Origin of the sequence: Granulicella mallensis MP5ACTX8 (assembly GCF_000178955.2) — a bacterium.
Classification (GTDB): Bacteria; Acidobacteriota; Terriglobia; order Terriglobales; family Acidobacteriaceae; genus Granulicella; species Granulicella mallensis.
The window spans coordinates 5,155,326-5,181,956 of the sequence record NC_016631.1; the positions used below are offsets into that span (position 1 = coordinate 5,155,326).

A 26,631-nucleotide genomic window follows, 5' to 3' on the forward strand; every position below is an offset into this window, starting at 1 on the left:
TCCTGTGGGGATGCCCTGGGCAGCAAAAGTTCATCTGCCGCTGCATACGGCCAGGACTGCCAGGGGTCCATGCGCTGCACCTATGATGAAGAGGAAGGAACAGTAAGAGAATTGGGGAAATCGATAAACGACCGGATACATCCATTGAAGTCCTGGAAGTCCCAACACAATATCGCAGTCCTTGCTTTGCTGGGCATCGTGGGGCTGCCTGGCGTACCAGCCAGGGCGCAGACGAGCGTGGCGAAGAAGAGCCCGTTTGTGGGCGCCTATCATCATGATGAAGCCGACTCAGCGGAAGACCTTGCGATCCTGCCTGATCGGAAGTTCTGTTTTGAGCTCAGCGATGGCACGGAAGAGCACCTGACCGCCGGGCGATGGAAGCCAACCGAACACGGCATCGTTCTTGAAGAGGTGAAGAGGCCATCGAACGGTATCTTCGCTGGAGTGATGCCCCACTGGCAGAGCCAGGAGGAGAGTTCGGGTCCTGTCAGTGTGAATTTTCTCTTTGATGGCCAATCGCTTGGCAGCCAGGGAACGTTTGTCTTTGGATTCTCGGAAGACGAAGCGCTTCCGAAAGAGATGCGCCCGGTGTTCGCCGCAACGGCGAATAAATTCAGCGAGCAGTACGCGCTGCCTCCCGTCACAGGTCCAGTTAAGAGCTTTTTTATCGCCTATCGAGAACACCCTGAAGGTCCACGCACGCGGTCGCGAATGTATCGGGTACTGCAGTTTCACCTCCCCGAGGTAAAACCGCCCGCAGAACTGAACGATCCAACGGCACGCCTGGTTTCGATGGACATCGCGATCGGTTTCGATTCCGAGAGTACGCAGCCGCCTCTGCACTTTAACTCCGAGATCAAGGATGGAGTTCTTTTCGTCGATGGAGCCAAATTCGGAGACCGCCAGGAATTGCCTGACGAAATGAAGGCGGATTCGCCTGAATGCACAAAACTGATCGAACAAGCCGAAAAAAAGGTATCCACGGAGCCCGAGCTCATGGAGGATGGCTCCCTGCAGCTTAAGCCGGTCCGCAGCTTCGACCAGGAACTTCATGTCGAGGGTGCGAAGCCGTATTTCACAACTCCCAGCGACGATAAAACCGCAAAATAAGCCTCCTTGAGGGGAGTGCACAATCCGGGAATATAGACTATTGTTGGCCCATTTCCGCGTGCGATCGCAAAACCCTGTGCGCTGAGTGGCTGTAGTTTTCAAACTTTTGCATCGAGAAGAGAAGCCACACGCTATGACGAATTACCTGACACTGCCCATAGGCCCTAAATCGCCTGAGCTGGTGAACGCCGTTATCGAGATTCCCCTTGAGGGCATCAGCAAATACGAATACGACAAGGAGCTGCATGTCTTCCGGCTCGATCGCAACCTCTTTTCGCCGGTCCATTATCCGGGCGACTATGGCTTTATCCCCAGCACCCTGGGAGACGACGGCGATCCGTTGGACGTGCTGGTGCTGGTAGATACACCGAGCTTTCCGGGATGCGTGCAGGAAGTGCGCCCCATCGGCGTGCTGGAGATGATCGACCAGGGCCAGGGCGACGAGAAGATTCTCGCCGTGGGTGAAGGCAATCCCCGCTATAACGACGTGAACGAGTATGCCGACATTTATCCGCACATCCTGAAGGAGATCACCCACTTCTTCTCGATCTACAAGGATTTGGAAGGCAAGAATGTAGAAGTACGCGGCTGGCGCGATGCGACGTTCGCACGCACCGTCATTCTGAAGGCGCAGCAGAACTACATCGACAAGCACAGCAAGAAGTAGTGGGTTTGCAGGAAACTGGGCGCGTTTTTCTCGGCATACGTTGAGAAGAACGCGCCCAGTTTTTTGCTGGCGTGGATTTAGAAAGTGCTGGCGAATCGGGAACAACAACTTTATCCCCACATCTTGCTCCCCCACAGAGACGTCATCCTGAGCGTAGCGCTTCGCGCTTTTTGCGAGGTGCGCCCGTTCGGCTACGCTCAGGGCCGAAGGACCCCGGGGACTTGATCTCGCCTATGAGGTTGGGATCTTTTCCAGCACGAAGGTCCGGGCTCGAACGCTTGAGGTAGAAAAGGTTCGAAAGGTGCGGGGCAAGACTACAACCCTCGGGGTCCTTCGACTTCGCGTCCCCAAAAGCCGGGACGCTCCGCTCAGGATGACGCTTCTGTGGAGAAGGACAGAAACAAAACGTTATGGGCGCATCGATCTTGATTTCAGTGACTTCCCAATTCGTCAGACACTACCTAGAACACTGAAAAGGCTCTAGCTCATGACAGGCATGGATGGCGTCTTCGCCTTGCGCCGGACAAACTCCGCGACAGCATAGACCAGGGCTCCGGCGACTCCAACCAACGCAGCGAAGACCAGGGCGGGCAGACCGAGCACCTGCTCGCTGCGTGCGGTCCATAGAGCAAACGCAATCAACAGCGCGGGACAGATGCCAATAGCAATCGCTCCTGCCATGCCGCCGGGAAGGCAGAACGGCCGTGCCAGCGCGGGCTCGCGGTGGCGCAGCACAATAAAGGCGACGAACTCCAGCAACAATGCAGCGCCGTAGAGTACGAGGTCGATCGAGATCAGGCGCTCGAAGCTGAAGCGCAGTGCCAGCGCCCAGATCGCGGCACAGAACAGGATGCTGATCCAGGGAGCGCCGCGGCGATTTTCGCGAAGGAACAGGCGCGGCAGCAGGCCGTCTTCAGCCATCGCATAGGGAACGCGCGTGTAGCTCATCATCAGTGGATTGAACATGCCGGCTCCGTTGATCATGCCGCCGAGCACCACGGCGAGCCCCAGCGCCGGGCCAACGATGGTGCGAGCTGCATCGGTCCAGGCCCCGGTTGAGAACTGATCGGCTGCGATGCCCGCCAGCCCCACCGCAGCCAGCGGCAGGATGTACGTGATCGCGACCAGCGTGACCGAGCCCAGCATCGCGAGCGGATAGTTGCGCTGCGGATTGTCGACCTCCTGCGCGACGGTGCTGGCGTTGTCCCAGCCCATGTAGTTCCAGAGCGCGACCGAGACAGCTCCTCCCATGTCTGCATGGGTGACCGGATGCAGCATGACTCCGGCGCCCTGCCCATGCCACCGCCAGAGAGCGACGGCAACCAACACGACGAAGGGCGAGAGCAGAAGGCAAAACATTGCCACGGAGCCCTCGCCGACGGACTTTGCTCCCTTGAGGTTCCACAGCGCACAGCCAACGATGACGGCCAGGGCCCACAGCGTTCCGCGATAACCTTCGGTCCAGCTCGGAGCGACCCGGCTGAGATACAGCACGAACGTCACGGGGTAGAGGGCCATGTCGAAGACGCTTGCAGCGAGCGAGAGCCACGCCTCCTGAAAGCCCCAGAACCGGCCCAGCGCCCGGCGCACCCAGACGTAATAGCCTCCCTCTTCAGGGATCGCGCTGGCTAGTTCGCCGACCATCAAAGAGGTCGGCAGGCTCCATAGAAAGGGGATGATGGCGAGCAATAGCAGCGCGCGTCCGTAACCGGCTTTGCCAATAATGTCTTCGAGCCCATAGGGGCCACCCGCAACCATGAAATAGGTTGCGCCGATAAGCGGCAGTAAGCGCATCTTGTTCTTGCGCGCGATGTTGGCGATAGCCGTAGGCTCCTATCGATGAAATGTGTTTTTACTGTATCGCCAAGTGCCGGGATTCAGAAGGAATCCGTCTTCAGATCGTCAGGTTATAGGATCGAAGTGTCCCTGAATTCAACCCTGGAAGAAGACCCTTGAACCTCTCTGTGGCCTCGAAGCGAAACTCTCTTTTTACCGCAAGCCTTCTTTTAGCGGCAATCTTCTCTTCCGGCTCGATTGCCAGTGCCGCAGCGCAACAGCCCAGGGTTGCAGATGGTTTTTCTACCGATTGGGCGAACCTGAAGATCGATGTCCGTGAACTGGCTCCGCACGTGTATCTGCTGCACGGTTCCGGAGGCAATACGGTGGCGTCGATTGGGCCCGATGGCACTCTGCTGGTGGACAGCGAGTTTGCCCAGGTTGCGCCGAAGCTCACGGACGCGCTGCAGAAGCTGGGGGCGGGACCGGTGCGGTACGTCGTGAGCACGCATTACCACTCGGACCACACCGGAGCGAATGCCGCCTACCACAAGGATGGCGCGGTGATTGTCGCGCAGGAGAACTGCCGCCTTCGCATGATGCAGACGCAGTTCAGCCAGTTCTGGAACAGGTCTTCCCCGCCGGCTCCTGCGGAGAGCCTTCCGACACTGACGTTCGACCGCAAGCTGACGCTGTTTCTCAATGGCGAGGAGATTGGGGCCTTTCACAATCAACCGGCGCACACGGACGGCGATGCGATCGTGTACTTTCATCACGCCAACGTCATCCATATGGGCGATGTCTTCGTGAACAATCTTTACCCGTACATCGACCTGGGTGCGAAGGGACGGATCGACGGTTATTTCCCGGTGATCGACGAGGTACTGGAGAGGATCGACGACCATACGCAGGTCGTCCCCGGACATGGCCCGATCGCGACAAAACAGGAGTTGAAGGCCTATCGCGACATGCTGCACACGGTACGCGACCGCGTGGCCGCCCAGATCGCGCAGAACAAGAGCCTGGAGGAGATTCTGTCCAGCCATCCGACGCGTGAGTTCGACCGGCAGTATGCAACCGATCGTGTAGGCGGCGACGGCTTTACGGTGATGGTCTATCAGAGCCTGACGGGAAAACGTCTCGATTGGCATCCGGCATCTTGATCGGGACGCCAAGGCTCAGGCTATAATCAAAAGCAGTTCTACCTCGCAGGAGAGTTGGCCGAGTGGCTGAAGGCGGCGGTTTGCTAAACCGTTATAGGATCAAAAGTTCTATCGGGGGTTCGAATCCCCCACTCTCCGCCAGTTTGATGTAGCTGTATCGAGTCTCTACAAAGATGATGCACAAAAGCCCGCCAATCGCGGGCTTTTGTGCGTCTGGATGTGAGTAGAAGCGGACTGGAGAAGCCTCTGCTAAAGCAAATCTCCTGTAGGTGTATAGCAAAACCACAACACTTTTGGCCGTTTTCCCCAGAAAAACGGTGCTGTAAGCCCGATTCAACTACCCCGTAACAGGAGATTGGCTCTGACACATTTGAGCCAAAGCGAGCGAAGCTAGCACCCGATTCAACTTCTGCTTGGCTATCAAAACCGCCGATTCGTGGGAGAGATGCGCCATGCAAGGAAATCCAAGCCCGGGATCTCATACATCTGGAACATCGAGAAACGATCAAGGGCGGAAGGTTCCCTCTTTATGAACAACTTTAGCTTTTGAATCGGCACTATTCGGAATTTATTGCTCTTATAAAAATCAGCACTATCTGGAATTTATTGCTCTTACGAAAATCAGCACTGCCTGGGATTTATTGCTCTTACGAAACCTCAATCGGCAGCATGCCATTCCGAAGAATGAATCACCATACTACCTGGCATTGGTGGAAAAGGTGTGAGCCCCGGCCAGTGCCAGAGCATTGTCGAGACTATGAATGCTCGTGCGCTCGCGAGCTGATTATCGACTAAATTCTGCCCAAAATCCTTCAATTTGCTTTCATCCATACCAGAGCCGACGAGCGTCACTAACGAAACGGGAATACTCGCATCATCCTGCTTCAGGATGATGGGCGGATAGCTTTTCAGCCTTCCGGGCCACCTTATTACATTGGGAACAAATTGTTACGGGCGGAACATTATGCGCGAATCTTTATTGCGGCTTTACCCGATTCATGCCAATATCTATTTGAGCACTACTAACAATCAACACTAACAATTCTCCTGGCTAGTCGACTGCTGAAGTTCGAGCGCTTCCCCTCGAGGGTCTACTCGCTACGTTTCTGAAGCAGATCGTTCTAGTTGAGCCGATCTACGCGCCGATCCCATGTTAAGGACCGGCCTCAGGGAACAGTAGATCAGTACCTTTTCGATTTTTTGGGGGATGATGTTGGGGCACGAGTTTCTCATACTCGCAGATAGGAGCAATCGAGGCGGGACTTCCGCCAGTTCGATTTTTTCGGCTGCCTCCTCAATCGAAGCCTCTGCCCCATCTCCTCATACAAATTATCAGGGCCCTGTCGAACAGTTCGCTACTTCTCTTGCGACGGAGAGTCCTCCACGACAACAGGACGCTTTCTGCCTCGCACGAACCATGGCCATATTTTCTGGAACAACTACCCCCTTGAGAGTTACGGGATGGCGATGAATCAGCGTACTTCCTATCCATTGACGTCGGCCCAGCGTGGTCTTTATTTCAGCCAGAAGATTGCGCCAGCGGCGAATATGAATCTTGCAGAGGCCGTCGAGATTTGCGGCCCAGTGCAGCCGGAGATCTTTCAGCGAGCATTTCGCCAGATTGTTGCGGAAGCAGAAGAGCTGCGCATTCGTATCACCGAAGAGGACGGACGACCAGTACAGGTGGTGCAGCCGGTCGTCGAATGTGAGTTTCCCTACCTCGACATGAGTCAAGAGGCCGATCCACATGCCGCGATTCAGGTCTGGATGATGGCAGAACTGGCTCGTCCGGTGGACGTTGCCAAGGATGCTTTGTGGACGTTCGCTTTGCTGAAGGCTGCCGACGATCGCTACTTCTGGTATCACCGTGCCCACCATATTGTAGAAGACGGTTACGGCGGAGGTTTGGTTGCCCGGCGTGTCGCCGAACTATACACCGCCTACGCGCAGGGGCATGAGCCTGCGCCGCACTCGTTCTGCACCGTGAAGACTCTGGTGGAGACTGAGGCGAATTACCGCAGCTCCAACCGCTTCGAGCGTGACCGCGAGTATTGGCACCAGCAGCTGGAGCAGATGCCCGAGGCCGTAACCCTTTCGAGCAACCGCCAGCAGCATGGGCTGAACAGTGCCCTGCTGCGCAGCACCGGCCATCTGTCGCCAGAGGTAGCGCGGCAGCTCACGGAACTGGGCAAAACATCCGGCGCCAGCTTGCCACAGGTGTTGATCAGCCTGGTGGCGGCCTACTATCAGCGTGCGACGGGCGTCAGCGACCTGGTCTTCGGCATGCCGGTCTCCGGACGGCTGAGCTCGGCGCTGCGCAGCTCAGTCTCGGTTTCGGCGAATATCGTACCGATCCGCGCGAGCTTTACGCCGCAGATGACGATAACGGATCTGTTCCTGCAGATCTCCCGCGCGGTGCGGCAGTCGCTGCGTCATCAGCAGTATCGCTACGAGGATCTGCGCCGCGACCTCGGCCTGCTAGGTCGCGACCAGAACATCGCGTGGCTGAACGTGAATATCGAGCCTTTCGACTACAAGATCGACTTCGATGGTGCACCGGCAATCTTGCATAACTTGTCGAATAGCTCGGCGGAAGACCTGATGGTCTTCGTGTACGACCGCGGCACCGATACGGGTCTGCGCTTCGACCTCGACGCCAACCCGGGACTCTACACCGTGACGGAGCTGAACGAGCATCGGCGCAGGCTGATCCGGATGGTCGAGCAAGTGCTGGCTCATCCAGATGTGCCGCTGCAGCAGTTGGACGTTATGGGCGACGAGGAGCGTCAGCGCCTGTTGATGGATTGGAACGCCACGGCTGCCGATCTGAGCTTCACCAGCCTTCCGGCGATCGTCGCCGAGTGGGCCGAGAGGACGCCGTACGCTCCGGCGGTGATCTTCGAAGACACGACGGTCAGCTATCGCGAGCTGCATGAGCGCAGCCTGCGGCAGGCATACCAGCTTCGCGCACAGGGCGTTGCGCCGGGCGATATCGTCGCCGTGGCGCTGCCGCGTAGCGAGCAGCTTATGGTCGCCCTGCTTGCCATCATGCGGACCGGCGCTGCCTATCTTCCGATCGACCTGGATAGCCCCATTGAGCGGACGATGCTTGTGCTGGGAGACGCGGCACCGGTTGTGCTGATCGCCCAGCCTCAGGTGCATGCGCACTTCTCGCATGGCAGCTTCAAACTAGTGCAGCCGGAACAAAGCGATGTGTCCTTGAGCATGCTCGATCCGAGCTTCGACCGCAGCGCGCCGGAAGCCACGGCCTATGTGCTATATACCTCAGGCTCGACCGGAAAACCGAAGGGCGTCGAGATTACGCACTATAATCTCGCCAACTTCCTCGAAGGTATGCAGCGCCAGTTGAAGCTGACGCCGAACGATCGCTTCCTCGCGGTCACCACGGTCATCTTCGATATTGCGGGGCTGGAGTTGTATCTCCCGCTGATGGTGGGGGCGCGTGTGGTGATGGCGAGCGGCGAGGCGGCACACAATCCGCCGTCGCTGGCACGTCTAATCCGGCAAAGCGGCTCGACCCATATGCAGGCGACGCCGTCGCTTTGGCGCATCCTGCTGGGCTGCGCCGATATCAAGCTCGACGGTATCCACGTAATGGTGGGCGGCGAGGCCCTGAGCGCCGATCTGGCAGACCAGTTGAAGATGATGGCCGCGCGTGTCACGCAGTTCTATGGCCCTACCGAGACGACGATCTGGTCAACGGCCTTCGAGTTGCTTCAAGGAGGCGCAGGCGTGCCGCCCATTGGCCGCCCGATCCTCAACACGCAACTCTATGTTCTGAACGAGGAGCGCCAGCCGGTGTTTACCGGAGCCATCGGAGAGCTGTACATCGGCGGTGCGGGCGTGGCAAAGGGGTATCTGCGTCGCCCGGAGCTGACGGAGCAGCGCTTCCTCGCGAATCCCTTCTCCGGCGACGGCGGCAGGATGTATCGTACCGGCGACCTGGTGCGCTGGAACAACGATGGTCTGCTGCAGTTCATCGGTCGCGCCGATGACCAGGTGAAGATCAACGGACATCGCGTGGAGCTGGGAGAGATCGAAAGCCTGCTGCAGCAGAATGAGGCAGTCGCAGAGGCCGCGGTCATCGCAGAAAAGAACAGCAAGGGCGCAATCTCACTGGCGGCATACATTGTCGCGCAGCATCACGCTACCGCTGATCTCGATGCACTGCGCATGTTCCTTACAGGACGCCTGCCCGGCTACATGATTCCCGCGAACTTCATGGCGCTCGACGCCATGCCGCTGACGCCGAATGGCAAACTCGACCGCAAGGCACTGCCTGCTATTGAAGAGGCGCGCCGCGATATCTATGTAGAACCGGTTACGCCGACTGAGAAGAAGTTGGCCGTGCTGTGGCAGAAGATCCTGAAGGTCGATCGCGTGGGCCTGCACGACGACTTCTTCGACCTGGGCGGCGACTCGCTCAATGCAGCCGAGATGATTGCGCACTTCCCGTCGCAGTTCGAGATGGAACTGCCGCTGGGCAGCCTGTTCGAGGCTCCCACCATCGCGCACCTCGCAACGCTGGTGGAGCGCCTGAGCCACGAATACTCCGACACGCTGAGCGTGGTGCTGCCGCTGCGCAAGGTGACGAAGAATCCGCAGCGTCCGCTGTTCTGTATCCATCCCATCTCGGGCATCAGCCTTGGCTTTTCCGGGCTGCTGCGGCACCTGGATCCGGCAATTCCAGTCTATGGACTACAGTCGCGCGGGCTGCTCGGCGGTGCGGGCCTTTCGGCAAGTATCGAAGAGATCGCCAACGACTATCTGACACAGATTCGCCTTATTCAGCCCAAGGGGCCATACCGCCTGGTGGGCCGCTCCTTCGGCGGCCTGATCGCCCACGCCATCGCGGAGCAGATCGAGGCACAGGGGCTGCAGGTGGAGCTGCTGGCGATGATCGACAGCCATCTGTTCACCACAGGCAATCTTTCTCGTACTTTGACGAAGGCCGAGGAGGTGCGCGCGGCACTAAGCTTCCTCGATATCGACCTTGAAGAGAGCGAGCTGCCTGCGACGCTCGAGGACCTGGGCGAGCTGTTATTGCATCCTGACAACACACGCTCGGCCCCACTGACGCAGGGCATCATGAGGCTCTCGACGGAGATCATGAAGACCAGCCCGGAATTTATCCGCCATATCTCGGCGGTGATGCTCAACAACCTGAAGCTGGCGCGCCAGTATGTGCCGGGCACGGTGAATCACGATCTGGTGTACTTCCATGCGACGGAGATGACCGGCAACGTGGAGGGCATCCTCGACCGCAACCCTGCGTCGTGGCGTCCGTTCATTGGCCGCAAGATGGAGGTCCACGAACTGGCCTGCCATCACGAGCTGGTACTGGAGCCTGTATTCGCGGCGCAGATCGGCAGAGTGCTACAGCGGCATCTTGCGTTCCGCATGGAACGCCCCCTTGAAATCTCTTCGCTCGCTCATGAAACGATGGAGTCAATCGCACCTGCTTATGGCTGAAACATCCAGCACCCCTAAACCTATCGTGATCTTTGCCATTGGCACGCAAGGCGACATTCGCCCCTGCGTGGCTCTAGGCCAGGGTTTGCAGCGCGCCGGCTATCCGGTACGCATGGCCACCAGCAGCAACTTCGCAGAATTAGTGCGCGAGTCGGGACTCGAGTTCTTCCCGCTGACGGCAGACTTTCAGGCGATGCTTGAATCGGACCGGTCCATCGGCGACAAGGGCATGAACATCCGCGCCATGATCCGTATCTTTCGCGAGCGCTACTCGAGCTGGGCGGTGAACTGGGTGCAGGAAGGGCTGGCTGCCAGCGAGGGCGCCGGGCTGCTGATTGGCGTCAGCAACAGCATCATGCTGGCCAAGGCGCTCTCCGAGGCACGAGGTATTCCGTTTGCGATTGCGAGACTGACGCCATGCACAGTCTCGAAGTTTCTGCCGCCGATTATGCTGATCAGCTCGCAGAAGAAGCAGATCGGCGCCGTGAGCCTCGCGGCCCATTATCTGCTCTTCAAGCTGCTGTGGGATGTGATGCGTCCTGCGATCAACGGGCTGGTGCGACCGCAACTGAAGCTGCCGCTGTATCCGTGGTACGGCCCGTACTTCGGCGATCTGCATCGGTCCAAGGTCATCAACGGCTACAGCCGTCATGTGCTGCCGCGTCCGTCGGACTGGACCGAGGACTCGCAGGTCAGCGGCTATTGGTTTCTGGACCAGGGCGAATGGCAGCCCTCCGATGAGCTGCGAGAGTTTCTCGCGGCAGGACCGAAGCCTATCTACATCGGCTTCGGCAGTATGGTAAGCAGCAACGCCGAGGCATTCACGAAGACGATTCTTGACGCCGTGAAGCTGAGCGGGCAGCGTGCCGTGCTTGCGACGGGATGGGGCGGTCTGGACGGAAAAGAAGGGCCGCATGACGAGCAGATCTTCTTTCTTCACCATGCGCCGCACGATCGACTCTTTCCTCTGATGTCCGCAGCCGTGCATCACGGTGGAGCGGGCACGACCGCAGCCGCGGTGCGTGCGGGAATTCCTTCGGTCATCGTGCCGTTCTTCGGCGATCAGCCCTTCTGGGCGGCCCGCCTGAACAGCCTTGGCGTCGCGCCTCCGGGCTTGAAGCGCAAGCTCATGACCTCCGAAGAGCTGGCTGCGGCATTGACCGCGACACAACAGCCCGCGATGATCGAGAAGGCCGCGGCGCTGGGACGCGCTGTGCGTGCCGAGGACGGCATCGAGACAGCCATCGAGTATCTGCGTTCGTGGAATTTATTACCGCCAGCAGCACAAAAGGCTACGAATGAACCGTTGATGGCCACCGCTGGAGACGCGTAATGATGAAGCGGCCCATGGCGATGTTCGAACGCGCAATGTATCTGGAAGGCAGCCTCCATGTAAACGTGACGGTGACGGCACGCCTCTGGGGTCGCATCTCCGAGCAGCGTCTGCGGCAGGCTCTCGATCGCGTTCAGGCCAAGCATGGCATTCTGCGTTGCCTGCTGGTGCGGGAAAACGGCCGGCCCTACTTTGTCGAGCAGGCCACCCCACCACCGATTCCGTTGCGCATCGTTGAACGCAAGAGCGATGAAGACTGGTTCGATGAATCGACCAGCGACTCGCTGCAGCGGTTCGATGGCAGTCTTTATCCTCTTGCACGGCTGGTCTGGTTGCGAAGTGAGCTTGAGAACGAGCTTCTACTTGTCTGCAGCCACGCGGTCTGCGACGGCAAGTCTCTCATGCTGTTGTTGCAGGAACTGCTACTGCTGTGTGACCAGCCCGACGCCAGCATCGGCACACCGACGACCCTCAATGGCATGGAAGAAGTCTTCCCTGCCAAGGTGCTGGCCGACCGCAAGCTGCGACGCTATATCCGTTGGCGTGTAGCGCTGCTGAAGTTCATGATGCGCTTCTCCAGGTCCAGCAAGAAGAGATGGACGTACGGCGCGATCTACCGCAACCTGTGGAGGCTCGACGAGCAGGCCTCGCAGGTGTTCGTCGCACGCTGCAAGGCGGAGGGCGTCACCGTCTTTGCCGCGTTAAGCGTCGCGATTCTGCAGGCATTTCATAAGGTATGCGGACCGAAATACATGGAGAAGTTCGAGGCTCCCGTCGACTTCCGCCGCTACCTTCCCAACCTGCGCGAAGACAGTCTGTTCGCGGTTGCGCCGACCATCCAGTTGTCGTTGGACAAGCTGCCCGGCGTCGATCCCGAGGGCACCGGCTTCTGGGCCCTGGCCCGCGCCATGAAGACGGACATCACGAAGAAGATCGACGGGTTGGAGACGTCGATCTATCCCTTGTTTCTGGGCATGGAACAGCTGCACGACGTCTACGACAAAATGTTCGCGCAGGCACAGTCCCAGCGTGCCGGCCGCCAGGTTTCGCTGAGCTATGTGGGCAGGCTGGACATGACGCAGAGCTTCAACGACTTCCGTGTGCAGGAGATCTGCGACATCACGGCGATGATGTCACCCACGCCCGCAAACCTGGTTGTGATCTACAGCTACGGCGGCCGCTTCTACTTCTCGATCTCCTCGGATGAATCGTCGCTGTCGCGCGTACAGGCGGAGCAGATTCAGCAGCAGGTGACGGAGACGCTGCTGCAGTGTGCTGCCCCCGTGGAAAAGCCTTTCGCCGTCGCGAACAGCATCCCGTCTGCGGCCCATGCGGAGGTCTCGTGAAGAAGAGCTCTCAAGAGAACGCAGAGGGAGTCTCCGGGCAGGCAGGTCGTCGCTCGCGACGCCTGTTGCTGCTGGAACGAACGATGTATCGCGAAGGATGCACGCCGTTCACCTCTGTCTTCCCTCTCCATCTGGTTGGAACGTTCCAGGAGAACCGGCTGCGGAACGCACTGGCTCGCGTGCAGGCGAAGCATCCGCTGCTGCGTTGTGTCGTCGAGGAGAAGACCAACGGCCCTTGCTTCGTGATGCAAGACCAGCCGGCACCGATCCCGCTGCGCGTGGTGGAGCGCCAGAGTGAGGACCACTGGCAGGTTGAAACACGACGGGAATGGACAAAACCCTTCACGCAAGAGGAGCCGCTGGTGCGGCTGGTGTGGTTGCGGGGAGATGGAGTGCATGAGCTGATACTGCTCGCGCATCACTGTATCTGCGATGGGCACTCGGGGATTCATCTTCTGCACGATCTGTTGCGCGTATATGACGAGCCGGAACAAGAGTTGGGCTCGTATGAGGCGCTCGGTACGGTGGAGGATCTCGTTCCCGCCGAGGGACTGCGGGACCGCAAAGTGCGCAGCCAAGCACGGCGCAATGTACTCATCCTCCGCACGCTCTCCCTGTTGAAGCGGTTGCTTCCGCAGAAGCCGGCTGCGCCGCAGGTCGCGCCGGAGCAGATTTACTTTCATCGCTGGAGTGTCGATCGCGCCGCGGTAGAGGGTTTAACGGAACGTTGCCGCGCAGAGAACACGACGATACTTGCAGCAGCAAGTATCGCGTTTATGCAGGCGTTTCGCGATGTGCGCGGCGTTAAGGCGCTGAACAAGACCTACACGATGGTAAACGCGCGGCGGTTTCTGCCGCGGCTTGGCACCGATGCCTTGTTTGGGCTGGTGCCCGGGGTTCCGCTGCTGATGAAGGATCTGCCGCAGCCGCAGGAGATGGGCGCAGAGAGCTTCTGGCAGCGCGCGCGCTCGGTGAAGACCGCCATGACGGCGCAGATGGACCGGCTAGGCGCGGGCCTTTACGCCACACTGCTTACGCTGGAAGCCATGCATGACAGCTATGCCAGCATGGTTACCGACACCGAGCGTGCCGCTGTAGCGCGGCATGTCACGCTCTCCAACATGGGACGGATCGACCTGCCGCAGCAGTATGGCGATTTTCGATTGGAGAGAATCTATAGCCCACTGGTGATGGTCTCACCAACGCCTGCGAATACGGTGGTGCTTTCCAGCTTCGGCGGCGTGATGGAGTTCGCCATCATCTCGGATGAGCACTCCCTTCCTCACATGCAGGCGACGGCAATCGCGGAACGGGCGATGCAGATTCTCCGCGCCGTGGCTCCCGCACAGGAACGGCACGCTGCGGTTGCCGCCCATCAACCCTCGGCGATGCAGGTAGTGACAACATGAGAAACTTCGGCCTGATCTTTGTGCTCTATCATCCGACGGAAGAGTTTCTGGAGAATCTCTTCAAAGCGCGGGTTGTCTGCAAAAACCTGGTGGCCGTCGATAACTCGCCCGAGGCAGACCTGCATCTGCATCAACTTCTGCGCGGGCAGGGCATGCAGGTCATCTTCAACCACAACGAAGGCGGACTGGCCGGTGCGTATAACCGCGGCACGGAGCTGCTGTTGGACCAGCAGTGCGAGGTGATCTTTCTTCTGGATCAGGATTCGGACATCGACGCATCCTTCTTTGAGGACATGCTGCGGGACTGCAACGCTCTTGGCGTGGAGGAGTTCCTGGTCGGGCCGAAGGTCTACGAGGTGAACCTTCAGAGTTGCATGCCGGCCTTCCAACGCGAAGGCAATAAGGGCATGCCAAAGCGTGTCCGCATAGATGACGAGGTGAAGGGGATGATCCCTGCCCTGTTCGTCATCTCGTCGGGCTCGGCGTTCTCTGCCTCGGCGTATCGCAAGCTGGGCCCCTTCCGCGAGGACTACTTCATCGAGTACATCGACATCGAGTATGGACTGCGCGCCGTGAGCCAGAATGTGCCGGTTTACATGAATGCCGCGGTGACGATGCGACAGACGACAGGCAAGATCGAACGGCATGGCAAAACATACACAACCAACCACGGCGCGGGACGACGCTACTACAGTGCTCGCAATGCCGTGCATTGCATCTATATCCATCGCAAGTACTGGGGACCGCAATGGGTGAGCACGCTGTTAATGGTTTTACAGGTGCTGCGCGTGCTGCAGTATGAACCGCAAAAGCTGAAGAAGGTGACGGCGCTCCTGTGCGGCTATGGAGATGGAATCTTCGGCAGGCTGGGCTCTTTTGAGGAGCGGCATCCGCACATCGCGGCGTTCTGTAACGGTTCAAAGCAGCAAAAGGTTTTAGCGAATAACAGCACGCCAGACATGGCACGAGAGGAGCAGGCATGAAGCGAAAACTGTCTGCCATCGAGTGCATGATCGACGGCAATATCGTCTACATGGTGCGGCTGGAGGGTAGTTTCCAGGTAGACCGTCTGCGCGAGGCGCTGGCTCGGGTGCAGCGCAAGCATCCGGCGCTGCGCATGGTGCTTCGCAAGCAAAAAGACGGCCTGTACTACGAAGAGAACTGCGCGCCGGATGTTCCGTTGCGCATCGTTCCGCGCATCGCCGAGGACGACTACAAGCGCGAGAGCCTGACAGAGTTGGGGACGGCTTTTGTGGAAGATCGGTCGCTGCTGCGTGCGGTGTGGCTGCCTGCTGAGACGGAGAGCGATCTGCTGTTGGTGACCTCCCACCGCATCTGCGACGGCATGAGCATGTTGACGATCGTCCGCGAGGTACTGTTCGCGTTGCATAGCGACCAAGAACTGGTTCCGTACGAACCGATCACAGCCAAGGTGATGATCGGCGACTACGAGCCGCCGCAGCCGTGGAAACGCAAGCTGATCGCGAGCCTGCTGAATAACGCGCTGCGTCTGCTTCCGGCCTCGCGCCGCCCGCTGGAGAACAAGGAGTATGCGCTGGAGTGGGGTGTCGGCCAGGCATTGACCGATGCGCTGAAGCAGCGCTGCAAAGCAGAAGGTGTCTCGATCCATGCGGCGCTGGTGATTGCGCTGGACCGTGCCCTGCTCCAGGTCCTGGGAGAGAAGAAGCTGCCGGGTTGGATCGAGAGTCCGATGGATGCAAGGCGCGGACGTCTGGCGTCGCTGAAGAGCGACATGCTTTTCTTTGGCGGGGGCAGTTTGAAGATGCGCACGGGGCAGGCCTCGGAGGAGGAGTTCTGGACGAAAGGGCGCTCCGTCCACGAAGAGATTCGCCGTATGATCGACCAGGAGATGGAGGCTATTCCGGGGCGGTATTCCTTCAACGAGTTACTTCGCCCCGTGCCACACGGGCGAATACAGACGATGGTGCAACTGGGCGATGCGCTGAAGGTGAACGGAAGCTGGAATCGTATGGCCCTCTCTAACCTCGGCAACGTTGCGGTCAGCGATTCCTCTGCACCATTTCGCGTGAAGGACCTTCGTCTGTACGTGCACTCCTTCAACTTCAGGCTGCTGGGCATCGTTGCCTACGCCTTCAACGGCGAGATGCGCTTCTACTATGTGGGCGATGAGAAGTGCCTGAGCGTGGAGCAGGCGAACGCGTTGAAGAACGAGTTCATGACCCAGCTGCAACGCCAGGTTGCACCCTTGCAGGAAGCTGCGAAAGAAGTCCTGCACATGGCAGGTACGACGGCCTAATGACGCGCATAAATAATCTACACACTGTACTTAATGATGGAGAGCGATGATTCGCGTAAACGATCTGACGAAAACGTTTAAAGACTTTACAGCTGTGAAGGGAGTCTCCTTCCACGTCGCTCCGGGGGAGATCTTTGCCTTCCTCGGGCCGAACGGCGCGGGCAAGACAACCACGATCAAGATGCTGACGACGATTCTTCGCCCAACCAGCGGGACCGTGGAGTTGGATGGACTGAACCCTGCGAAGGACAAGATGGGTGCTCGGAAGAAGTTTGGCATCGTCTTCCAGGACAGCAGCCTGGACGTCGAGCAGAGCGCCTACGAGAACATGGAGATGCACGGCGTCCTTTATCACATGCCGAAAAAGGAGCGCGTCCAACGTATCGAGCTCATGCTGAATACCTTCGAGCTGTGGGACCGCCGCAAGGAGTATGTGAAGAAGTTCTCCGGCGGCATGAAGCGCAGGCTCGAGATCGCGCGTGGCCTGATGCACAGCCCGAAGATCCTTTTCCTGGATGAGCCGACCCTGGGTCTCGATCCGCAGAGCCGCAACCAGCTTTGGACGCACGTGAAGCAGTTGAATGAGATCGAGAACACAACGATCTTTCTGACGACACACTATATGGACGAGGTCGAGCGTGTAGCGCACCGCATCGGCATTATGGACCACGGCGGGTTGATCGCCCAGGGAACAGCGGCCGAGTTGAAGGAGCAGACGAACACAGCCTCGCTCGAAGATGCGTTTCTCGCACTGACCGGATCTTCGCTGCGCGATGAAGAATCCAGTTCCACCGACCAGTTACGCGAGTATGCCCAGATACAAGGGAGCGGCAAATGATAGTGATTTATATGTTGTGGCTGCGCGAACTGAAGCGTTTTCTTCGTTCGCCGGTACAGTTGGTGGGCTCTCTCGCGCAACCGGCGTTTTTTCTGGTGGCTCTGGGTTTCGGCTTCAATCCGGTCTTTGAGCAGGCGGGACGCGGCAACTACATGCAGTTCATGGCTCCGGGCATGATCGGCATGACCGTGCTGATCAGCGCGGCCTTCTCCGGTGTTGCGGTTCTTTGGGATCGCCAGTTCGGCTCGCTCAAGGAGACGCTGGTTGCCCCAGTGCCTCGCATCTACATCATGCTGGGACGCACGCTCGGCGGTGCGACGGTAGGCGTGCTGCAGGGCGTGCTGATTCTGCTGCTCTGCATGGTGACGGGCTTCCGTCCGCAGCACTGGTACGCCGTGGTGCTGGGCTTCGGCTTCGTCGGCATGATCTCGATCACGTTTGCCGCGCTTGGCATGGTCATCGGCTCCACGCTGAAGGATATGCAGAGCTTCAACGTCGTGGCAAACTTCATGGTGATGCCGATGGTCTTCCTGTCGGGTGCGTTCTATCCGCTGGATCATCTGCCGCTCGCGTTGAGCTTGATTACACGCATCAATCCACTTTCGTACGGGGTGGATGGTCTGCGCGGAACCCTTGTTGGACAGTGGCACTTCAATTACGTGCAGGATATGGGCCTGCTTGGCTGTGTCGGCGTGCTGTTCCTGATCGTCGGGGCTTACTGCTTCTCAAAGATCGAAATCTAATCTTTACGATGCCTTGGGGAGTAGCGATGCTTCTCTGCCACCCCCAAGGAATTTGAAAGCCGGACCGGGGAGGTCAACATGCAGTCCGTTCACCAGACGACCTCGGTAAGGATGAGAGCGATCATCTTTGCGGCCGGGTCGGACGGCGAGATTCATCCGCACCTTGGCATCGGCCGTGAACTGATGGAGCGTGGACATCACGTGACCTTCATCACCACGTTCGACTATGTCGATGTGGCGCGTGCGTGCGGCTTTGAGGTGCTGAGCTTTTTAGGCAAAGACGAGAAGCAGGATTTCCTGCGCTCGACAGAGAGGCTTGGAACGATTGCCAAGCTGAAGAGCTACTCCGGATTTCTGACCGGCAAGGCAGCGGAGCTCTGCAACATGGTTGCGAGCAGGCTGGATGAGCAGAGCATCCTCATCGCGCCGCCGTTTTTTTACGTCATTGCAAGACTGCTGCATGCACGTTTTGGGACGCCGTATGTTTCGACGGTGCTGGTACCGGCTCATCTGTACTCGATCAAAGAACCACCTACGTTCAAATCGCTGCAGTGGTTTACCTGGCTGCCGTATTCGTTGCGGAAGCTTGTGTTTCGCGTCGGGGAACGGCTGGTGGTCGATCCATTTTTTCGGATGGTGTTGAAGGAACCATGCCGTCAGTTGGAGATACCGCGACCTCGCCACGTCATCAGTGAGTGGTGGTACTCTCCGCAGCGTGTTCTGGCACTGTTTTATGACTGGTTCTGCCCTGCTCCCGCAGACTGGCCGAAGCAGGTGGCGACGACGGGCTTCCAGATGTTTCTTCCGAACGAAGAGACGCAGCAGCTATCGAACGGATTGTCGAAGTTTCTGGATGCCGGCCCTGCGCCGATCGTCTTCAATCCGGGGACAGAGACTCAGAATCCACGCGCCTTCTTTGAGATTGCGTTGAAGATTGTCGAGAAGTTGGGCGTGCGCGGTGTCTTTCTGACGCGGCTCACAGAGCACCTGCCGGAGCTTCCGGAGACGGTGTGGCACGAAAGCTATCCACCGTTTCATCTGCTGCTGCCAAGAGCGAGTGTGCTGGTGCATCATGGCGGTGTTGGAACAATTGCGCTCGCGATGCGCGCCGGTGTGCCGCAATTGATTCTGCCGGGATGGACCGATCAGGTGGACAACGGCCAACGCGCGGAACGGCTTGGCTGCGGTCTGGTGCAGCAGAATCCGCTGGACAGCGACGCTTTGCTGGAGAAGCTGCAATACCTGCTGCACTCTCCCGAAGTAAAAGACGCCTGCCGCCTGGCGCAGGAGAGGATCGAGCCGGGAGCAGTCGTAAGAGGCCGCACGGTCGACATGGTGGAAGAGATCTTTCATAGTACTGCGAAGATTGCGGTGCTGGCCTAAATCAGCCTCTTCCTTTGCGAGGATGTTCGCCGTATCGAGTCTCTACAAAGATGACGCACAAAAGCCCGCCAATCGCGGGCTTTTGTGCGCCTGGATGTGAACGAAAGCGGCCCGGAGCATCCTCTGTTTTGGGCGGCGATGGAATATTTGCTCCGAGACTGCGTTAACAGAGTTAGACCTGTGCTGGAACGACAACCGGCGCTCCAGCATAGGCAGCCTGCGGACCGTCAATCCATTGACAATCTCTAACCTGGCGGCATGATTGCCGGGGACGACCTTACCCGTACAACGAGTAAGTCCATCGCGTTTCTTATTACTAAGGGGATACATCATGTTGAAGAGAAGGATGCTACCGCTGCTGGTGCTAGCCGCGGCGACAATGAGTGCTGTACTTCCGGCACAGACGACACAGACCTTACCGCCGACGGCGAGCGAGACGCAGCTTCCGGCGATTCAGGGCATCGGACGCTATGTGACCTCGTCCGACGGCACGATGATCGCAGTAACGGACTCGGGGCCGAAGCTCTCACCAGTGACGATCCTGCTGGTGCATGGGTTTCTGCATAACAGCCAGGTTTGGTTCAAACAGATCAACAGCCCATCCTTGGCGGCGTTTCGCATTGTGACGATGGACCTGCGCGGCTTTGGTTACTCCTCCAAACCCACAGACCCAACGGCCTATTCCGATCTGAATCTGCAGGCAGATGATATCGAGGCGGTTATCCATCAGCTTGGCCTGGTAAAGCCGGTGCTGACGGGGTGGTCGCTGGGTGGGATTGCCGTGCAGGGCTATCTGGAGAAGTATGGCGACAATGAGCTTTCGGGCGTAGACATGGTGGACTCGATCGTCTGCCCGGATACGGCGTGTCAGCAAACGATCTTTGGCGGACTGGCGAACTTCCCTTCCGTGGATGAGTCGGTGAGTACCGACGCAAGCACGGCACTAGCGGGAGAAGAAGGCTTTGTGAACCTGGAGACGGGTGGAACAGAGCAGCCAAGCCCAGTGTTGAGCGCGACGGACAGACTGGTGCTGGAGGAGATTGCGCACACCTCTCCACAGTTTGCCCGCGCGGCTGCGTTGAATGGAGCCGCAACGGACCTTACGCCACGCCCGGAGATTCTTGAGAATCTGCATGTGCCTTTGCTGGTGCAGCATGGAACCAACGATCCCATCTTTCCAGCGAGCTTGATCCCGAACGAGGTGAAGCTGGTAAAGAATGCAACAGTAAAGACGTATGCAAACGTAGCGCATATGCCGTTCTTGCTGGCTCCCAACGCCTTCAATCTCGATTTGCAGTCGTGGGTGCTGACAAAAGTGCTGGTGCATCTACCGTAGCCCTCTACAGAGAGGGATTCGACGCAGACTCCCGAGCACGGCCAGTTTGTGCCGTATCGAGTCTTTACCAAAGATGACGCACAAAAGCCCGCCAAGCGCGGGCTTTTGTGCGTTTAGACATGAACGAAAGCGGCCTGAAGAATCCTCTGTTGGATGCGTTGCGCAGGGTGGCATACTACGTCGTTGGTCCGAATCTTAGTAGTGGTCTGGATATTCCTCTGGATTGAAGCCCCGAATCTTACATGCATAGTTAGTTTCGAAACGTTGCAACTCCCAAAGAGCACGCGGTTGTTTCAGCGCTCCATTCAGTCGCGCAAGCATTTGACACGTCTGCTTATTAGAAAGATGCGCTTGCGATGCCTTCTCAACATAGAGAACGGTAATCTCCAATCCATCACTTGCCGGAGACTTCCATGCAGGCAGGAGTGGCTTTCGCTGTCCGAATTCTTGCCAGGCTAGTTGGAATTGGCCCAAGCCGTGAACTAACGACCTCATTTCGGGCAACGATATGTATACCATTCTCCCAGCGTCAGTCATCGGGGCCTTATTCAGATAAGGATCGCTCTCATCTACAACTTGAAACACCAATGGGGCATGCAGAAAATCGGCATTCAACGGTTGGTAGAAGAGCCTGACTATTACCGAGTGATCTACCTCCAAATTGAATGATCGAGATTCAACCTTTGCATGTTGTGCTCCTTGTATTCTCCCCGACGTGAAGACCAAGACAAGAAGAACAAGGAAGCAATTTTTTGAGCTTCGAGTGATTAAGCAGGTTTTCCAATTCAGGTTTATCATGGACCAATTCTCCAAGTCGGGCTACCAGTTCTAAGAACTCTTAACGACAGATCGAAGGCTTCCCAGGATAGGCCTCTCACTCAAAACGAATCTTCGCCATCATGCCTTTGTCTTCATGCTTGAGAAGATGACAGTGGAAGACTGAGATGCCCCGGATGATCGGGTCCGTGAAATCCATGAGGAGATCGAGAGATTGGCCCGGATCGAGATTGACCGTGTCCATCCACTTCGGATCACGGATGAGGGATCCGTTCTTTCCGTAAACGAGAAAATGCACCTGATGAATGTGGAACGGGTGGATCTCGTGCGTACGGTTTACAACTCGCCAACGGACATAATTGCCCGTCTTCACCGTGACCATCGGATCATCGGAAGGCGTGTATTTCTTGTCATTGATGTAGAAGCCCTTCTTGTCTTCCGTAAAATTCACGACAAAAGCGGCATCATGCTTCTCCAATTCCTGGATGGCGTGCGAGGAAAGAGGTCTGTAAATAGTCTTCTGAGAGTCAGCCACGCTCTGTTTGCTGCGTGTTGATGTATCTTGCCGCCCGGCCGGGTCTAGATCGGCAATCACCATCGCCGGGTTCGGATCTCCGTCCGGACCAGTATTGACACAAAGGCTCCGCAGAGACGCCTTGGCCCCGAAGGCAGGACCGGTCACGATCGCTTCGAGTCGCCCTGCTGGAGCCAGGAGAACATGCCGGACAGACTCCGTCGGATGATCGGGATTGTGATAGCCAAGAGGCATTCCGTCCAGTGCCACCAGGGTCATATCTTCCGAGTCGATCATGAGGTCTGCATAGAGATCGGGGGAGGCGTTGACAATGCGCCAGAACTGTTTCTCCCCAGGTGCGATCGCGATCCTGGGCCGAACTGTCCCATTGACAGTAAAGATTCTTCCGGGCGCGCCGGGCGCCTCCCCACAAATTGTTCGCGGAATATCAACCGAGGCTTCGAGGCGTTTCGTGGCTTCATCCCCCTGGTGAAGCTCAGCGTCGCGCAGGATGAGTATCTGTTCTTTGAGCCCGCGAAGCCTGGGGACATACCGCTCAATGCCTTCGACAACGATGGCCCCCGACATGCCGTCGAGATCCTGCTGGTAGCTCTCACCATGAGGATGAGTGTGGTACCAATAAAGCCCGGACGGCTGATCGAGCGGTATATCTACCGTGTAGTGAAGTGATTCGCCAGGCATCGCCATCATCGACAGGACATCGTCCTGCGGAGATTCGGGGGATACATGCAGGCCGTGAAAATGAAGATTGGTCATGTTTCTGCATGGGCCGTCTACACAAACTTCGCCCGACGAAACCTGCATCCGGTTCAAGTACGTTATACGGAGCTTTTGACCGGGCGATACGCGAATCACTGGAGGGACTTCACGCCCTTCGAAGGAGAACGCACCGCGCCCTGAGGTAGGGTCGTTCACCGCGCGCAGCACAAGCGGTGTTCGCGCCTCAGGAGGCTCCGATAACGGAGTTCCAATGGGAGGCATCGTCGTCTGAGCCGATAGAACCTCGACGCCGAGGGTAGAAACAAATGCGAGTAGCCCTGCTGTTCGCAGGAGGCGGCTGAGCCAATGCGTTTTCATCGTACCCTTTCCGCGATCAAATCGCATTGGCCTGCGAGTTTTTTTGCCTCGCTACTGAAAAAGAAATGCCAATGACTCGCAGAATCAAGTTTAAAACAACGCAAGCGCAATTCCGCATAACTTCAAGGACGCTCAGGCGTCCAATGGAGGTAAGTCTCTGCCTGTGCGTCCGAAGAATTACTTTGAGGAACTCTGCGTGCGACGGATTTTGTGCGGCATCCTTCTTTTCTGCTCCGGTACATTTACTTTGGCTGCGCAGGCTCCTCAACAGGTTGCCGTAGCCAGTCTGGCCGTAAGCTCCAAGACGATGGGAACTCTCTCGGGCACCGTCGCCGATCCGACCGGCGCCGTCATTCCCGGAGCGGCGATCCATGTGGAGCAGCACAGATCCACGAACTCGAAGATTCCAAACGTCGTCTCGGACGCGGTGGGCAACTATAGTATTGCGCTCCCGCCGGGCACCTATGACATTACGGTAGTGGCTGACGGCTTTACACCGTTTCGTTCGGCGGTCACGATCTCCCGTGCGGGCTCGGTCACCCATCTGAATGCCGAGTTGGTGATCGCCACCGAGTCTGAACAGGTCAGCGTGTTCGCTAACCAAAACTCCACCAGCGCCGACGGCAACAAGAGCGCGATGGTATTTGGAGAGGCGGAACTCGCCACGATGTCGGACGACGATGCCACCTTCCAGGAGCAGATCGAAGCGATGGCCGGATCCAATCCATCACTCCCTGGCTCGGTATATGTGGACGGATTCTCCGGCGGCGCGATTCCGCCCAAAGATTCCATTCGTGAGATCCGCATCAACCAAAACCCTTACTCCGCGCAGTACGGCGAGATCGGTTTTGGCCGCGTGGAGGTCTTTACCAAGCCGGGAAGCGACAAAATTCACGGCCAGGTCATGGCCTTTTCGACCGACAATGCGTTCAATACCCGGAACCCCATCACCGGCACCCAGCCACCCTATTACACGTTGACTCTGCGCGGCAACGTGAGTGGCCCTATCGGGAAGAAGACATCGTTTTTCGTCGATGGCGTCTATAACAAGCAGCAGAACAACTCGGTCATTAATGCAGCCGCTACGCCTACCAGCGACTCCCCCTTTGTGACCGCCATCGCCAGCCCTACGGTCAATGGCGACATCACGATCCGTTTGGATCGGCAGGTGACGGCCAACAATATCTTGACCGGCCGTTATGAGGTCAATCATGTGGCGCTGACCAACGGCCTGACGGCTCCGTTTACAAACTTCAACGCCCCGGCGCCGGTTGCCGTGCAGCAGACCCTGCAGACCCAGGCCTTCAATAGTTCGGCCACCACGCAGACCTTACAGCTTTCCGACACGCAGAATATCGGCAAGAACAAGATTCTCGAGACCCGTTTTCAATACATCCGGGCACGCAACGGCCAGACCCCGGTCTCCACCGATCCCACGCTGGTGGTTCAGGGCTACTTCAACGGCGGCGGCAGTGCCGCGCAGTCTTCCCGGGACAGCACAGACCGCACCGAGTTTCAGGAGTACTTCTCCATGCAGCACGGTGCGCACTTCATCCGTCTGGGCGGCCGCTATCGGACCATTCGCGACGCCAACTACAGCAACGCCGGCTATAACGGGCAGTACACCTACACGCCGGGCACCAATAACACGATCACCGCACTGGATAACTTCCATAGCGGGACGCTGAGCCAGTTCAACATCACGACCGGCACTCCCTCCGCCGTGGTCTTTACGGGAGACCTTGGGATCTACGCCGAGGACGAGTGGAAGATACGCAAGAATGTCACGCTCAACTACGGCTTCCGCGCGGAGAGCCAGTCCGCTATTCCGGACCACTTCGATCCAGCGCCGCGCGTGGGCGTGGCCTGGGCTATCGGACAAACCGACAAGAAACCACCGATTGTTACGCTGCGATCGGGGTTTGGGCTGTTTTACGACCGCTTCCAGTACAGCAATATCCTTACGGCCATTCGCCAGCAAACCGGCACCCTGCAGCAATCGTATGTGTTCAACAATCCGCCGTCGGCCTGCATCACGGACCCGGTGCCGTCGTGCGCGGGAGGGGCGGCACAGCAACCGACGCTCTACAGGATCGATCCCCATCTTCGTTCGGAGTACGATGTCATCGACGGGATCAGCGCGGACCGCGATATCGGAAAGATTGGCTCCGTATCCCTCAACTACCTGCACATCCAGAGCGACCGCCAATGGATCTCGCGGAACATCAATGCACCACTTCCAGGCACATTTATCTATGGGCAGCCGGATAGCGGCGTTCGTCCGCTCGGTGGAACACAGAACATCTACCAGTTTTCATCCAATGGTTCTACCGTTAACAATCTAGTGTTCGGCAATGCACAGCTACATCCCACCAAGAAGATCAATATCTTTGCATTTACCGGATACTTCAAAAGGAACAGCGACACGGGTGGGGCGACAAGCTTTCCGACGAACCAGTACCATCTTGCCGCCGATTACGGCCGGGCCGCTTCGCCTACCTTCCAGGTATTCGTCGGCGGGAACTTCAATCTTCCGTTTGGTGTCGACCTCGGTGTGTTGGCAGCCTACTTTAACCGCCAGCCCTTCAATATCACCACCGGCACAGACCTCAACGGGGACAGCCAATTCAACGACCGTCCCAGCTTCGCTACCGCCGCCAGTCCGGCAGCTTCCGTCTACAAAACGGCCTTTGGCACCTTCAATGCCAATCCTCAGCCTGGGGAGACCATCATTCCTATCAACTACGGCAAAGGCCCCCGCTTCGTCTATACCGGATTGCGCCTGGATAAAAGCTTTCACTTCGGCAAGGCACCTGCCGCACCTCCCGCGCCGCCGGCCAAACCTGGACCTGACGGCAAGCTCCCGCCGCCACCACCGCCTCCCCCCAAGCCTTATGCCCTTAAATTCCGCGCCGAAGCGGATAACGTGCTCAATCACACCAACTACGGACCGCCAGTGGGCACCCTGGGGCCGCAGTTCGGCGAAAGCCTCTCCCTGAACAATGCCTTCGGTGGCAGCCCGAATGCCAATCGCCTTATCTACTTCGCTACCATCTTCACTTTCTAACGGCGTAAGCGAAGCTGAATCGCTTTGGAAGGTATCGCCCGGTCCTGATCACCACTAGGGAGTGTCATCAAACTATTTTGGGAGCGAAGTTGAGCTATGCAAGCAGTTTGATGAGACACGAGTCGGAAGGGCAGGGTTTCAACCCTGCCGCACAGGCCGGGGCCAAAGTGTCTTTCCACTCTGCCGAAGGCTGAAGCGGAGGCGCAGCCGGAGCGACTGAATTGCTTTCCTTGATTGCGGCAAAACGGGTGGCGACATCCTCGAATGTGTTCCCGGTGGTTCTTGTGTGGTCTGGGTCGC

The 26,631-nt window shown here is 57.9% G+C and carries 16 protein-coding genes and 1 tRNA gene; 15 read left to right on the top strand and 2 right to left on the bottom strand.

From position 1 onward, the window contains the following. The first annotated feature begins 144 nt into the window (after positions 1-144). Positions 145-1,110 carry a hypothetical protein gene (locus ACIX8_RS19990; protein WP_044177150.1) on the top strand — a complete coding sequence of 322 codons (966 nt, stop codon included), beginning with the start codon at positions 145-147 and terminating at the stop codon, positions 1,108-1,110. A 133-nt stretch (positions 1,111-1,243) separates the two neighbouring features. Next, the gene (locus ACIX8_RS19995; RefSeq protein WP_014267202.1) at positions 1,244-1,777 is read left to right on the top strand and encodes an inorganic diphosphatase; all 534 of its coding nucleotides are present in this window, start codon (positions 1,244-1,246) and stop codon (positions 1,775-1,777) included. A gap of 480 nt (positions 1,778-2,257) precedes the next feature. Here the strand turns inward: ACIX8_RS19995 and ACIX8_RS20000 are convergent, their stop codons facing one another. Continuing rightward, entirely contained in the window at positions 2,258-3,571 is a 1,314-nt protein-coding gene (locus ACIX8_RS20000) for an APC family permease (protein WP_014267203.1), read from the bottom strand. A gap of 158 nt (positions 3,572-3,729) precedes the next feature. Here ACIX8_RS20000 and ACIX8_RS20005 point away from each other — a divergent pair, with 158 nt between their 5' ends. From ACIX8_RS20005 to ACIX8_RS24850, 12 genes are all read left to right on the top strand, one after another. Beyond that, positions 3,730-4,716, top strand: coding sequence for an MBL fold metallo-hydrolase (locus ACIX8_RS20005; RefSeq protein ID WP_014267204.1), 987 nt, complete (start codon positions 3,730-3,732; stop codon positions 4,714-4,716). Positions 4,717-4,764: 48 nt separating this feature from the next. Next, a tRNA-Ser gene (locus ACIX8_RS20010) sits at positions 4,765-4,857 on the top strand. A 1,326-nt stretch (positions 4,858-6,183) separates the two neighbouring features. After that, positions 6,184-10,209: a non-ribosomal peptide synthetase gene (locus tag ACIX8_RS20015; RefSeq protein ID WP_190273706.1), complete on the top strand. Its 4,026-nt coding sequence runs from the start codon at positions 6,184-6,186 to the stop codon at positions 10,207-10,209. Beyond that, positions 10,151-11,542: a glycosyltransferase gene (locus ACIX8_RS20020; protein WP_223295398.1), complete on the top strand. Its 1,392-nt coding sequence runs from the start codon at positions 10,151-10,153 to the stop codon at positions 11,540-11,542. Before ACIX8_RS20015 ends, ACIX8_RS20020 begins: the two co-directional genes overlap by 59 nt. Beyond that, positions 11,542-12,888, top strand: a complete 1,347-nt coding sequence (locus ACIX8_RS20025; RefSeq protein ID WP_014267207.1) for a condensation domain-containing protein — start codon at positions 11,542-11,544, stop codon at positions 12,886-12,888. Before ACIX8_RS20020 ends, ACIX8_RS20025 begins: the two co-directional genes overlap by 1 nt. Beyond that, entirely contained in the window at positions 12,885-14,297 is a 1,413-nt protein-coding gene (locus tag ACIX8_RS20030; protein ID WP_014267208.1) for a condensation domain-containing protein, read from the top strand. The genes ACIX8_RS20025 and ACIX8_RS20030 overlap by 4 nt, the downstream gene beginning before the upstream one ends. Further along, the gene (locus ACIX8_RS20035; RefSeq protein WP_014267209.1) at positions 14,294-15,280 is read left to right on the top strand and encodes a glycosyltransferase family protein; all 987 of its coding nucleotides are present in this window, start codon (positions 14,294-14,296) and stop codon (positions 15,278-15,280) included. Before ACIX8_RS20030 ends, ACIX8_RS20035 begins: the two co-directional genes overlap by 4 nt. Beyond that, on the top strand, positions 15,277-16,575 hold the full coding sequence (locus ACIX8_RS20040) for a condensation domain-containing protein (RefSeq protein ID WP_014267210.1): 1,299 nt from the start codon (positions 15,277-15,279) through the stop codon (positions 16,573-16,575). The genes ACIX8_RS20035 and ACIX8_RS20040 overlap by 4 nt, the downstream gene beginning before the upstream one ends. A 46-nt stretch (positions 16,576-16,621) precedes the next feature. Next, entirely contained in the window at positions 16,622-17,413 is a 792-nt protein-coding gene (locus tag ACIX8_RS20045) for an ABC transporter ATP-binding protein (protein ID WP_014267211.1), read from the top strand. Beyond that, positions 17,410-18,156, top strand: a complete 747-nt coding sequence (locus ACIX8_RS20050) for an ABC transporter permease (RefSeq protein ID WP_014267212.1) — start codon at positions 17,410-17,412, stop codon at positions 18,154-18,156. Before ACIX8_RS20045 ends, ACIX8_RS20050 begins: the two co-directional genes overlap by 4 nt. A 78-nt stretch (positions 18,157-18,234) precedes the next feature. Then, a complete protein-coding gene (locus ACIX8_RS20055) occupies positions 18,235-19,539 on the top strand; it encodes a glycosyltransferase (RefSeq protein ID WP_014267213.1) in 1,305 nt (434 codons plus the stop codon). 331 nt (positions 19,540-19,870) lie between these two features. Continuing rightward, positions 19,871-20,875: an alpha/beta fold hydrolase gene (locus tag ACIX8_RS24850; protein ID WP_014267214.1), complete on the top strand. Its 1,005-nt coding sequence runs from the start codon at positions 19,871-19,873 to the stop codon at positions 20,873-20,875. 874 nt (positions 20,876-21,749) lie between these two features. Here the strand turns inward: ACIX8_RS24850 and ACIX8_RS20070 are convergent. Further along, positions 21,750-23,291: a multicopper oxidase family protein gene (locus tag ACIX8_RS20070; protein ID WP_083836731.1), complete on the bottom strand. Its 1,542-nt coding sequence runs from the start codon at positions 23,289-23,291 to the stop codon at positions 21,750-21,752. Between the two features lie 169 nt (positions 23,292-23,460). Between ACIX8_RS20070 and ACIX8_RS20075 the strand changes: the two genes are divergently transcribed. Then, positions 23,461-26,331 (top strand): TonB-dependent receptor, encoded by a 2,871-nt coding sequence (locus ACIX8_RS20075; RefSeq protein ID WP_014267217.1) that lies wholly within the window; start codon positions 23,461-23,463, stop codon positions 26,329-26,331. Positions 26,332-26,631: the final 300 nt, after the last annotated feature.